Source organism: Pseudoduganella sp. GW821-FHT12E03, assembly GCF_058807115.1.
Genome location: NZ_JBXAQJ010000003.1, coordinates 598007 through 610205, shown reverse-complemented (window position 1 = coordinate 610205; position 12199 = coordinate 598007). Strand labels below are relative to the sequence as shown.

Sequence of the window (12199 nt, the reverse complement as noted above, 5' to 3'; positions counted from 1 at the left end):
CCGCTGCCGTATCTGCTTATGCGCCCCTGGCAAGCCGCCATGAATGCACGAATGCACGCCTGACCCCAGCAGGTTTATGCATCAATGCACGCCTGACCCCCTGGTGTTTGCAGGGCGGCGACGAGTTCGCGGGCGTAGCCGGGGAGGGTGTCGAGGTCGCGCACGCAGATCAGCAATTTGCGGATTGCCCAGGCATCGGTGAGTTTGACGTGCCGGATCGGCATCACGCCTTGCGCGCGCAGTACGGCCGATTCGGGCAATACCGCGACACCGGCGCCACCGGCCGCCATGCGGCACACCGCGTCCAGGCTGCGCAGGCGCACGCGGTAGGCCAGGCGTTGGCCGGTTTTGGCAGCCTGCTCCGCCACGTATTTTTGCAGCGCGCTGTCGCCGGCCAGGCCGATGAATTCATGGGCCAGCGCTTCCTCGAATGCCGCGCTGCGGCGCCGTTTCAATTGCCGCGCCAGCGGGTGGCCGGGGGCCATCGCCAGCACCAGTTGGTCGTCGCGGAACGGGAATGTTTGCAGGCCGCTGTAGTCCACGGAGTCGGCAATCACGCCGATATCGGCCAGGCCGTCGCGCATCGCCTGCACGATGTCGTAGGACAGCCGCTCTTCCAAGTCGATATTCACCTGCGGGTGCGTGGCCATGAATCCGGCCAGCGCATCGGGCAGGAATTCCGCCAGCGCCGAGGTATTGCACAGCACGCGCACCTGGCCCTTCAGTCCCGAGGCATGCTGCCCCAGGTCGGCGCGCAGGCGCTGCATTTGCTGGGTGATGACGCGCGCATGGTGCAGCAGGGTGCGGCCGGCGTCGGTCGGCTGCACGCCGCGCCGGTCGCGCCGCAGCAGCGGCACGCCCAGCAGGTCTTCCATACCCCGGATACGCGCGCTGGCCGACGCCAGCGCCAGGTGCGATTGCGCCGCGCCAGCGGTAATGCTGCCGCTTTCGGCCACGGCCAGGAACAATTTCAGGTCAGTGAGATCGAAACGCATGTACATTCTGCCTTCGGATAATGCGAAACCAGCCTGAGTATATGCCACATTTTCAACCCGTTCCCGGCGTGCCAGACTGTGTTGCATGGACCACCTTATTTACATCACCGTTGTTTTCACCCTGGCCGGCGCCATCAAAGGCGTGACCGGTATGGGCTTGCCGACCGTCGCGGTAGCATTATTGAGCCTGGTCATGCGGCCGGTGGAGGCGGCGGAGCTGCTGGTGGTGCCTTCGCTTTTGACGAATGGTTGGCAATTGCTGTCGGGTGCGCCGGTGCTGCCGCTGTTGCGGCGGCTGTGGCCGATGATGGCGGGTATTTGCGTGGGCACGCTGCTGGCCGGGGCGGCGGCGCTGGATGCGCCGTGGGCGGTCGGCGCGCTGGGACTGGCGCTGGTGGCGTATGCGCTGCTGGGATTAAAAGCCGTGCGCTGGCGCGTGGCGCCGGGCATGGAAGGCGTGTTGTCGCCGCTGGCGGGCGCCGCCACCGGGGCGCTATCGGCCGCCACCGGCGTATTCGTGGTGCCGGCCGTGCCTTACCTGCAAGCGCTGGAGCTGGACAAGGATGAACTGGTGCAGGCCATGGGGCTGTCGTTCATGGTGTCGACGGTGGCGCTGGCCATCGTCCTGGCGGGCCGCGATGCGTGGCAGCCCGCCATGGCAGGCATGTCGTTCCTGGCGCAATTGCCCGCACTGGCGGGCATGCTGATCGGCCAGCGGCTGCGCGGCCGCATGCCACCGGCGCTGTTCCGGCGCTGCTTCCTGCTGGCGCTGATGGTGCTGGGCATGCACCTGGCGCTGCAGTGGGCCTGGCATTAAGCCGGGGCCAGGCAGCGACGCCGCGGTCACTCACAGCCACCCCGCAGCCGTAAGCGCTGACGCCGCAGCGAGCAGGCCAGCACCAGGCAACACCAGGCAACACCAGGCAGCACTAAGCCGGCAGCGCCGCGATTACCTCCGTGATCCGCTCGCGCAGCCACATATGCGCGGGATCGTGATCGACATTGGCATGCCAGTACAAATGGTTGTCGATCACCGGCAGCGCCAGCGGCAACGGCAGGATCTGGTGGTTGAATTGCTGGTTCAGCACGCGGCCATAGCGGGCCGGCATTGTCAGCAGGAAATCGGTCTGGCTGACCACGCTGCACGCCGTGTAATAGTGCTGGCAGCGCATGCGGATGCGGCGCTGCAAACCGCGCCGCGACAATTCCACATCCTCCAGGCTGGGACCGCTGCGCCGTGCGCTGACCTGGATATGCTGCTGGCGCAGGTACAGGTCAAGGTCGATGTATCCCTGGACCTGCGGGTGGCCCCGGCGCGCAAAGACCACGGTTTCATCGGCGGGCAGGCGCAGCATGCGGATATGTTCAGACAGCGGCAGCAGCACATCGATGCCCGCGTCGACCGTGCCGGCCGCCAGTTCGCTTTCCAGTTCCGTGCGCGCCATGCGCAGCACATTGACCCCGACCAGCGGCGCCTGCGCGGCAATCGCCGCCATCAGCGGCGGCAACAGGTTCGGCTCCACCACGTCGCGCATGGCCAGGGTGAAGGAGCGTTCGCTGGTGGCGGGGTCGAAACGCTCGGCGCTGTTGACCGTCAGTTCCAGCCCGCGCAGCGCACTGCGCACCTGGCCGACGATATTGCGCGCCAACGGCGTCGGCGCCATTTCATGGCCCTGGCGCTCGAACAGGGGATCGCCCAGCAAATGCCGCAGGCGGCCCAGCGCATGGCTGATGGCGGGCTGCGTCAAGTTCATTTTCTGGCTGGCGCGGGTCAGGCTGCGTTCGGTATAGATCGCATCAAACACGACAAACAGGTTCAGGTCGACCTTGGATATATGCATGGAATTTATTCTGCCGCATAAAAACTATTCATTTGATGAATTCTACCGCGCGCGATAAGCTTGAGACCATTCATTTGCGGCAGGGAGTACGGCATGGGACAGATTTACCTGGTACGTCACGGGCAAGCGTCATTCGGGTCAGCCAATTACGACCAGTTATCCGCCCTGGGATTTGAGCAGGCGCGCCTGCTGGGCCAGTGGTTTGGCAACAGCCATCAGTCGTTTGAACGGGTGGTGTGTGGCGGCATGGTGCGCCACCGGCAGACCGCCGACACCTGCCTGGGCGCGCTGCCGAAGCACGCGCTGGTCGATACCGAGTGGGTGACCGACCCGGGTTTCGCGGAATTCAACCATGTGGAAGTGATCGTCAAACACTGCCCGGAATTTGCCAGCCCCGAACAATTCAAAACGTTTATCGCGCGGCAGCCGGACCAGAAGCACGTGTTTGAACACGTGTTCGTGGCGGCCATGGCGCGCTGGATGGACGGACAGCATGACAGCGATTACACGGAAACCTGGCAGGGTTTCCAGGACCGCTGCGTGGCGGCGCTCAAGCGCTTGACGGACGATGCGGAAACGGCGGAATCGTCGACCATCGTGTTTACGTCGGGCGGTGTGATTTCTGCGCTGTGTAAGCACTTGCTGGAACTGCCTGACCGCAAGGCCATGGAACTCAACTGGACCATCGCCAACGGTTCCGTCACCAAGCTGCAGCATCGCCGGAGCGGCACCAGTTTGTCGTACTTCAATAACTTCGCGCACCTGGAGTGGCTGGGGGAAAACGGCAGCGTAACCTATCGCTAACCTGTCGAACGATAGTGCTTTTGGGGCCAGGCCCCGAATTGTCGAGTACTTGGTGCTTTGTTGCAGGCGATAAAAAAGCCGGACGCTTGCGGGTCCGGCTTTCTGTCTGGCGAGTGTAACTTATGCCTTGGCCTTGAAGTTCCGCAGGAAGTGCAACAGCGCTTGCGCCCCCAGTTCCGCGTCATCGGCGGTCATGGTTTCCAGCGGGTTGTGGCTGATGCCGCCATTGCCGCAGCGGGTGAACAGCATGGCCTGGTCGCACAGGTGGGCGATCGCCATGGCGTCGTGGCCGGCGCCGGACAACAGGTCGAAGCGCGGCAGGCCGGTGGTTTCCACCGACACGCCCAACTGGTCCATCAGCCATGGCGCGCACGGTGCGGCATTGGCTTCCACGACTTTTTCCAGCTTGGCTTCGATGAAGCGGCGTTCGCAGATGGCGTTGATGCCGTCCAGGATGTCTTTGACAGCCGCTTCGCGCACCTTGTCGTCGGCCGCGCGGATATCCAGCGACAGCTTGCACGCGCCAGGGATCACATTGACGGAACCGTTCGGCACTTGCAACTGGCCGACGGTGCCAACCAGCGCTTCGATGTTGGCGCAGCGTTTTTCCACCAGCAGCACGATTTCCGCAGCGGCGGCGGCGGCATCCTTGCGCATAGTCATTGGCGTGGTGCCGGCGTGCGATGCCAGGCCTTTCAATTCCAGCAGGTAGCGCGAGCTGCCCGCAATCGCGGTCACCACGCCCAGCGGCAAGCCTTTGCCGACCAGCACCGGACCCTGTTCGATGTGCACTTCCACGAACGCGGCGATCTTGGCCGGATCGCGCGCGATGCCGGGAATGTTGGCGACATTGTGGCCGGCCGATTCAATCGCTTCACGCATGGTGACGCCATCGGCGTCCTTCGCGTCCAGCAGGCCCAGGTCGAAACGGCCGGTGATCGCGTTGGAACCGAGGAAGGTGGAACGGAAACGCACGCCTTCTTCTTCCGCGAAACCGATGATTTCAAAGTCGAACGGCAGTTTTTCGCCTTGCTGGTGCAAGTGCTTGACGATGGCGATCGGCAGCAGGATGCCCAGGCGGCCGTCATACTTGCCGCCATTGCGCACGGTGTCGTAGTGCGAACCGGTCAGCAGGGTCTTCGCGTTCGGGTTGCCCGACAGGTAGCGGCCGACGACATTGCCGACGTCGTCGATGTGCGCTTGCATGCCGGCTTCACGCATCCACGTGGCCAGCTGTTCTGCCGACTTGCGGTGCGCGTCGGTCATGTAGGCGCAGGTCAGGCCGCCGTCTTCATCGCTCCACTGCGCCAGGTCTTCCGACCATTGCATGATGGTCGGGCCGAAGTCCAGCTGGGTGCCGGTCAGGTCGTTGATGCGCATTTCCGCGATGCGGTGAATCTGGCGCAGGCACTCGTGCAATTCATCGTTGCGCTGGTTGCGCGAACGGCGGGTGAACGTGGCGATGATTTGCTGGCGGTTCAAGCCTTTGCCGGTCGGACCCTTGACGGCCAGGATGAACGGGAAGCCGAACTTGGTGTTGTAGTCGGCGTTAAGTTTTTGCAGCGTGGCGAATTCTTCCGCGCTGCACTGGTTCAGGCCGGAGGTGGCCTGTTCGTTGGTCGATTCCGCCGTCAGTTCCCCACGGACGGCGGCCTTGCCTGCCAATTCCGGGTGGGCGCGGATCAGGCCCAGTTGTTCGTCCTGCGTGGCGTTGGTGACTTCCGCCTGCAAGGCCTGCTTCAGCGCGGTCACAGTGGCGAACGGACGCTTGGCCGCCGCGCGCTGCGGGATCCATGGCGAATGCTCGTAGATGCCGTGCAGGCGTTCGGTGAAGGTGCTGACGTCGCAGCTATTCAGTTCGGAGAGTGTAGTCATCGTTTTATCCATCCTTGGAGCTTCGATGATATAACCGCCCGTTTAAGCGAGATATAGTTACTTTACTATGAGCTTTATACGCAGCGTAATACCGTCCGCATCACCTTATTTCCCCAGCGCCTTCGCCGCGGCGCTGACCTGGTCGCGCAGCCATTTATGTTCCGGCGCCTGGTGCACCCGTTCGTGCCACAGCTGGTAAAAACGCAATGGCGGGAACTTGATCGGTACGGTATAGACCTTGAGCGGCAGGGACTTTTCGTGGAAGCGCAGGAACTGGCGGCCGGTGGTCAAGACCAGGTCGGTTTGCGTCACCATGTACGGAATCAGGCCGAAATACGCCGACTCCACCAGCACATTGCGGCGCTGGCCCTGGCGCTCGAGGAATTCATCGATGACGCCATGGTAGCCCGGCAACAGTTGCGATGGCGCCACATGGGGCAGCGACAAATAGTCTTCCACCGTCATGGCGTCGGATTCGGTGCGGCGCGCATACGGGGTGTTGGCATTCATCGCGCACACGATCGGGTCTTCGAACAGCTTGGACATGTGCAAGTGCTCGGGCGGCTCTTCCCAGTTGGCGATCACCAGGTCCATGTCGCCATCGGACAGCAGGCGCACGTAATCGACGTCCGGCCCAAGGTTGTGGATCACCACGCGCGACAGCGGGGAGCCGCGGCGCAGCTGGCAAACAATGCTGGGCAGGAATTGCGTGTCGAGGTAATCCGGCGCGGCAATATGGAAGGTGCGCGCTTCATCCTGCGGCACGAACGGCGTTTTCTTGACGAACAGGCTCTCGGTTTCGTCCAGGATGCGCTTGGCCGGCTTCAGCAAGCTTTCGCCGTGCTGGGTCGGCACCATGCCGCGCGCGCCGCGTACCAGCAGCGGGTCGCCCGTCAATTCGCGCAGCTTGCGCAGCGAGGCGGAAATCGACGGTTGCGGCTGGTTCAGCTTCAGGGCGACCCGCGAAACATTTTTTTCCACCAGCAGCAGGTAGAGGATGCGGATCAGGTGAAGGTCGAGGTTTTTTGGCAAGCTGTTCATGCGCACCCCTTTATATTGGATCGAATATGTTAAATATACGATATATTTCACGGACGTGGCACGAAAACCGTTTATTGTCGGTAAATTGCCGCTAATCCATATTCGAGGAATCCATGGACGCCTTCGCCTACCTGATCCCGTACGGCCTTGAATGGCTGAACCTGATTGTCCGCTGGCTGCATGTCATCACGGGCATCGCGTGGATCGGAGCGTCGTTCTACTTTGTCTGGCTGGACAACTCGATCCGGCCACCGGCGCCGGGTTCCGACCTGGCGAAACAAGGCGTATCCGGCGAACTGTGGGCGGTGCACGGCGGCGGCTTCTACAACCCGCAAAAATACCTGGTCGCCCCCAAGACATTACCCGCCGAACTGCACTGGTTCAAATGGGAAGCGTACACCACCTGGCTGTCAGGCATCGCGCTGCTGACCATTGCGTATTATTTCAACGCGGAAGCCATGATGGTCGACAAGGCCGTGGCCGACCTGACCGGCCTGCAGGCGGTCGGCATCGGCATTGCCTCGCTGGTGATCGGCTGGGCCGTGTATGACGTGCTGTGCCGCTCACCGCTGGGCAAGCATGACGCGGCCTTTGGCGTGGTGATTTTCCTGTTGCTGACGTTTGCCTGCTGGGTCCTGACGCACTACCTGAGCGGCCGCGCCGCGTATATCCACGTGGGCGCCATGATCGGCACCATCATGGTGGGCAACGTGCTGATGTCGATCATTCCCGGCCAGCGCCGCATGGTGGAAGCGATGCGCGCCGGCGGCTTGCCGGACCCGGTGCACGGCATCAAGGCCAAGCAGCGCAGCGTCCACAATAACTACTTCACCTTGCCGGTGCTGTTCATCATGATCAGCAACCACTACGCGATGACTTACCGCAGCGACAAGGCGTGGCTGGTGCTGGCGCTGATCATGGCCGCCGCCGTGTTCATCCGCCACTTCTTCAACCTGCGCCACAAGGAGCGCATCGAATGGCAATACCCGGCGATCGGCGTGGTGCTGTTGCTGATGGTGGCCGTCATGATCGCGCCGAAGAAACCCGCCGCGCCGGCCGCCGGTGTCGACACCGCCGCGCAGTTTGCGAAGGTGCAGGGCATCGTCGCGCAGCGCTGTGCCTCTTGCCATTCCGCCACGCCGACGCAGCCCGGTTTCGCCACCGCGCCATCGGGCATCGCCCTCGATAACGAAGCGCAAATCCGCCAGAACGCGGAAAGAATCTATAAGCAAGCCGTGCAACTGAAGGCCATGCCGATCGGGAATCTCACCAATATGACCGATGCCGAGCGCGCGCAAGTCGCCGCCTGGTACGAGGCGGGCGCCAAATAGGGCGGTTGCGGCCTTGGCCGAAGCCGCCGCAGCGCATGCGGCACCGCATGGCGCGATGATAAAGGAGAAAATTGATGACCAATGAAGCAAAGTTAGTGCAATGGATCGACGACCATTTCGATGAGGAAGTCGCGTTCCTGCAGCAAGTGCTGCGCGTGCCCACCGACACGCCGCCCGGCAACAACGCCCCGCACGCCGACATGATTGCCGACGCCGTGAAAGCCTATGGCTGGGAAGCGGAAAAGCACGTGGTGCCGGAACAAGTGGTGCGCGATTACGGCATGGAAGCCATCACCAACCTGATCATCCGCCGCCCCTATGCGGCCAGCGGCCCGACCGTGGCGCTGAACGCGCACGGCGACGTGGTGCCGCCCGGCGATGGCTGGACCTATCCGCCCTATGGCGGCGTGATCGACCAGGGATACATTTATGGCCGCGCGGCGGCCGTGTCGAAATGCGACTTCGCGACCTACATCTTTGCCGTGCGCGCGCTGGAAGCGCTCGGCGTGCCATTGAAGGGCAAGCTGGAACTGCACTTCACCTACGATGAAGAATTCGGCGGTTTGCTGGGCCCGGGCTGGATCCTGGAGCAACAGCTGACGAAGCCGGACTTCGTCATCGCGGCGGGTTTCAGCTATGCGATCGTTACGGCGCACAACGCCTGCCTGCAGTTTGAAATCACGGTCAACGGCAAGTCCGGCCACGGCGCCATGCCGGAAACCGGCCACGATGCCCTGCAAGCGGCCACGAAAATCCTCAATGTGCTGTATGGCCAGTTGCCGGAACTGAAAAAGATCAAATCGGCCGTGCCGGGCATCGACAGCCCGACCATGCTGGTGGGCCGCATCGATGGCGGCACCAACACCAACGTGGTGCCCGGTAAAGTCGTGATGAAAATGGACCGCCGCATGATCCCGGAAGAAGATCCGGTGGCGGTGGAAGCGCAAGTGCGCGCCCTGATCGAAGACGCGGTGCGGGGCGAGCCCGGCATCACCATCGAGATCCGCCGCCTGCTGCTGTCGCACGCGCTGCGCCCGCAGCCGGGCACCGACCAGCTGGTGGCCAACCTGCAGAAAAACGCGAAAGCGATTTTGGGCGAAGACATCCCGGCCGTGGGCACGCCGCTGTATGCCGATGCGCGCCTGTATGGCGAGCAGGGCATTCCCGCCGTGCTGTATGGCGCCGGGCCGCGCTCGGTGCCGGAATCGAACGCCAAGAAAGCCGACGAGCGGCTGGCGCTGGAGGATTTGCGCAAGGCCACCAAGATTGTGGCGATGACGCTGGCGGATTTTTTGGCTTGACGGCTACACCATTGGCATCCAGCCGATGTTAGAAGTCGTCGTCCTTGTCGAATGGACGTGCGCGGCGCCGGTTATGGATGACATCCATAACGGCGCCTGGCGGTGCCAGCGTGACCATATCCATTACACCCAATACCCACAGGGCACTGAGATAATGCGCAGCACTTACGCCGGGATCACCATGTTCCAACCGGCGTAACGTGGTGACAGAAATGCCTATCCTGGCACAAACATCCTGAGCTCTTAGTTTTTGCTTGAGGCGTGCATGACGTACCAGTGCGCCCCAGCCACTTAAACGTTCCTGTACAAGTGTTGGCACTTCAAGGGGCGCCAGAAGTTTTTTTGGCATACTGGGATGTGATCATAGATGATCTTTTATTGTACTTAAAAGATCATCTATGATTGAAGGCCTATTTAAGGCCGCACTAATTTGTATAGTTGAAAGTTGTCATGCGGAAACATTTTGGAATGACGATGCTTTCATCGCTTCTGCAATTGATGGCGCTGACTGCCATCCGCGCTTACCAGCGCTGGCTTTCCCCCCACAAGGGTTTTGTCTGCGCCTTCCGCGTCCATACCGGACGCGATAGTTGTTCCGCGTATGGATACCGGGTGATCAACCGTTATGGCGTGCCGGCAGGACTGGTGCTGTTGCGCCGGCGGCTGGCCGATTGCGGTGTGCTGCATCGATTGCATACGCCGCTATGCCGGCCGCAACAAGGGTTGCGGCATCAGGCGGGATATTGCGATGTGCCCTGCGACTTGCCTTGCCATGCGCCGTCATTGGACACGGCCTGCAACGTGGCGGATTGCGGTTGCGACATCGCGCAATTGTGGGGCGGCAGGAAGGGCGGCGGCGCTAGGTACGAGGTCAGCCAGCAGGTCAAGGACAAATACAAGAAAAACCGGTCAACGGAACACCGGCCGGAAGAATGAGCGCTCGTAGCTGAGGAAGCATTTGGTCTCGCGGTAGTAATCCACGGCCGCCACGCATTCCTTGTCGGTGGCCGCCGCGATACGGTATTGCTCGTAGGCCGCCAGCGATTCAAACGAGAACGATGCCAGCGCCACATTGCTGGCGCCTTCGCTCGGCATCAGGTAACCGTGATGGGTGCCGCCAAATTTTTCCACTAGCGGTATCCACAGCCGCGCATAGTGTTCGAATTCAGCGATTTTTTCAGCATCGATGATGTAGCGGAGATGGCAAGTGATCATGGCGTACCTGTAAGTTGGGGGAGGGATAATATACTGCAATTTTTGCAATGTCATGGCTGGTGCTAGTCATACCGCACCATGGTTAGTTGATGAAATGAAATGTACAATTGAAAATACTTCTCACCAACTAATGCATTGATGGCTACCTCTACAGACGATTACGGCGACACTAAACAAACTTCGGGAGTCATTGCCGCGCCGGGAACGGTAACGGCGCGTATCGATTACGCAGGCGATACTGACTGGTTCAAGGTTAGCCTCGATGACGACCATAGCTACGCGTTGAAATTGGAACCTGGCCGCGGCATGTTGGTAGATTCATTGTTGCTCGTAGTACAGAATGGCAGTACGAACTGGATTGAATTCGCCACAGCATCTGGCTATTACAACTGGTACGACATCACCGATCCTTTGCTGATCCCGAACAGTGGTGACTATTACGTGCAAGTCAAGGGAACCACGCCCGGCAGCTATACATTCGGGATTGCTCCGCTGTCAGATGATCAGGGGAACAGCCTGGCTTCTGCCCAAGTGCTCACCGTTGGCAATCAGGTTACCCGCAGTTTTGATTACGACTTCGACTGCGAATATTTCAAGATACCCACCCAGTCCGGGATGACCTATACGGCGACGCTGTCAGTTGCACCGGCACAATTAGCGCTGGCACCCAAATTGATTGCGGAACTGTCGGAATGGGGGCGCGATGATCGTCCCTATCAAACGGTCCGGCTTGCGGAGGGAAGCGCAACGCTGACCTTCACTGGCGCTGACGGTGTGTTTGCCTTGCTGCGTCCGCAAACGTATGGCTTGAACCTGCCGGATGGTGTCAAGATCCAATATACGCTGTCGGTGCAGGGGGCGGACGTGAGCCCGCCGCAATTGCAAAACATGGGCCTTGAAATGCACACCACGGTTGATGGGCCAATCCGGTTGACGTTCAACGAGCCGATACGCCTGAACAGCGGGACCGTGACGTTGCAGGGCCGGTACAGTGGCGAGCTCTTTGATACGTTCGTGATTGGCAAGGATGCGCGCCTGGAGGCCGATGGGACAGGATTGACCTTGCGTCCCGGACACTTGCTGTTACCCGGAATTTATGACGTCAAGATATCCGCCGGAACGGTAACGGATATGGCTGGTCATGCCTCGCTCGCGCAGTCCCAGGGCGTGGCGGTCAGTGGTTTCGAAAAGAGTGACGTCTATTCGACGATGGCGTTCGGCACGGAGATTTCCGGCAGCATGAGCGCGGTCGACGCCCTGATTTGCCCAGGCCGGCCGGAAGACTATAAGGTGCAACTGCAATCCTATATCCTGGACTTGCAGCGTGTAAGCACCAGCCAATGGAGCCGCCTGAATTTTGTTGACCGCTTACTGTTTACTGACAGTAAGGATGCGATTGCGTTGACACTCAATGGCGATCTGGGCCGCGCATTCCGATTGTACAAGGCTGCCTTCGACCGCGCCCCCGACAAGGGCGGTTTGGGATACTGGACTGACGTACTTAATCATGGCACGGCGCTGCGGGATGTGGCGCAAGGCTTTCTCAACAGCATGGAATTTCAAGACCTGTATGGCCGTAATGTCAGCAACGCCGGTTTCGTGGGCAGCCTGTACCGGAATGTTCTGCACCGTGAGGGCGAGGAGGCCGGTGTCGCGTACTGGAATAAAGTGCTCGATGGCGGCGCCGCGCGTGCTGAAGTGCTGGCCGCGTTCAGCGAAGGATTTGAAAACGTTGAAGCCGTTGCCAATCTGATCGGCAACGGCTTCGTGTACACAACGTATGGCTGAACGGCGTC

The 12199-nt window shown here is 61.0% G+C and carries 12 protein-coding genes; 6 read left to right on the top strand and 6 right to left on the bottom strand.

Annotation, left to right across the window (positions count from 1 at the left end; genetic code table 11):
• Nucleotides 1–74: 74 nt before the first annotated feature.
• On the bottom strand, nucleotides 75–995 hold the full coding sequence (locus AC1RRC_RS10410; protein ID WP_493055382.1) for a LysR family transcriptional regulator: 921 nt from the start codon (nucleotides 993–995) through the stop codon (nucleotides 75–77).
• Between the two features lie 85 nt (nucleotides 996–1080).
• On the opposite strand from AC1RRC_RS10410, the gene AC1RRC_RS10405 reads away from it, so the two are divergent.
• Nucleotides 1081–1812 carry a sulfite exporter TauE/SafE family protein gene (locus AC1RRC_RS10405; protein ID WP_493055381.1) on the top strand — a complete coding sequence of 244 codons (732 nt, stop codon included), beginning with the start codon at nucleotides 1081–1083 and terminating at the stop codon, nucleotides 1810–1812.
• Between the two features lie 112 nt (nucleotides 1813–1924).
• On the opposite strand, the gene AC1RRC_RS10400 is transcribed toward AC1RRC_RS10405, so the two are convergent.
• Nucleotides 1925–2836 carry a LysR family transcriptional regulator gene (locus AC1RRC_RS10400; RefSeq protein WP_493055380.1) on the bottom strand — a complete coding sequence of 304 codons (912 nt, stop codon included), beginning with the start codon at nucleotides 2834–2836 and terminating at the stop codon, nucleotides 1925–1927.
• Between the two features lie 93 nt (nucleotides 2837–2929).
• On the opposite strand from AC1RRC_RS10400, the gene AC1RRC_RS10395 reads away from it, so the two are divergent.
• Nucleotides 2930–3640 (top strand): histidine phosphatase family protein, encoded by a 711-nt coding sequence (locus tag AC1RRC_RS10395; RefSeq protein WP_493055379.1) that lies wholly within the window; start codon nucleotides 2930–2932, stop codon nucleotides 3638–3640.
• Between the two features lie 120 nt (nucleotides 3641–3760).
• Here the strand turns inward: AC1RRC_RS10395 and AC1RRC_RS10390 are convergent, their stop codons facing one another.
• Nucleotides 3761–5515, bottom strand: a complete 1755-nt coding sequence (locus AC1RRC_RS10390) for an allantoate amidohydrolase (RefSeq protein ID WP_493055378.1) — start codon at nucleotides 5513–5515, stop codon at nucleotides 3761–3763.
• Nucleotides 5516–5620: 105 nt separating this feature from the next.
• A complete protein-coding gene (locus AC1RRC_RS10385; RefSeq protein ID WP_493055377.1) occupies nucleotides 5621–6556 on the bottom strand; it encodes a LysR substrate-binding domain-containing protein in 936 nt (311 codons plus the stop codon).
• 113 nt (nucleotides 6557–6669) lie between these two features.
• Here AC1RRC_RS10385 and AC1RRC_RS10380 point away from each other — a divergent pair, with 113 nt between their 5' ends.
• Together AC1RRC_RS10380 and AC1RRC_RS10375 are read left to right on the top strand one after the other, a co-directional pair.
• Nucleotides 6670–7887: a urate hydroxylase PuuD gene (locus AC1RRC_RS10380; RefSeq protein WP_493055376.1), complete on the top strand. Its 1218-nt coding sequence runs from the start codon at nucleotides 6670–6672 to the stop codon at nucleotides 7885–7887.
• Nucleotides 7888–7961: 74 nt separating this feature from the next.
• Nucleotides 7962–9188: a M20/M25/M40 family metallo-hydrolase gene (locus AC1RRC_RS10375; RefSeq protein WP_493055375.1), complete on the top strand. Its 1227-nt coding sequence runs from the start codon at nucleotides 7962–7964 to the stop codon at nucleotides 9186–9188.
• A gap of 28 nt (nucleotides 9189–9216) precedes the next feature.
• On the opposite strand, the gene AC1RRC_RS10370 is transcribed toward AC1RRC_RS10375, so the two are convergent.
• Nucleotides 9217–9537: a helix-turn-helix domain-containing protein gene (locus AC1RRC_RS10370; RefSeq protein WP_493055374.1), complete on the bottom strand. Its 321-nt coding sequence runs from the start codon at nucleotides 9535–9537 to the stop codon at nucleotides 9217–9219.
• Nucleotides 9538–9662: 125 nt separating this feature from the next.
• Here AC1RRC_RS10370 and yidD point away from each other — a divergent pair, with 125 nt between their 5' ends.
• Entirely contained in the window at nucleotides 9663–10124 is a 462-nt protein-coding gene (yidD, locus tag AC1RRC_RS10365; protein ID WP_493055373.1) for a membrane protein insertion efficiency factor YidD, read from the top strand.
• Here the strand turns inward: yidD and AC1RRC_RS10360 are convergent.
• Complete coding sequence (locus AC1RRC_RS10360) at nucleotides 10098–10403, bottom strand: NIPSNAP family protein (protein ID WP_493055372.1); 306 nt, start codon at nucleotides 10401–10403, stop codon at nucleotides 10098–10100. The two genes, yidD and AC1RRC_RS10360, sit on opposite strands and share 27 nt — an antisense overlap.
• Before the next feature lie 138 nt (nucleotides 10404–10541).
• Here AC1RRC_RS10360 and AC1RRC_RS10355 point away from each other — a divergent pair, with 138 nt between their 5' ends.
• Complete coding sequence (locus AC1RRC_RS10355) at nucleotides 10542–12191, top strand: DUF4214 domain-containing protein (RefSeq protein WP_493055371.1); 1650 nt, start codon at nucleotides 10542–10544, stop codon at nucleotides 12189–12191.
• Nucleotides 12192–12199 lie beyond the last annotated feature (8 nt).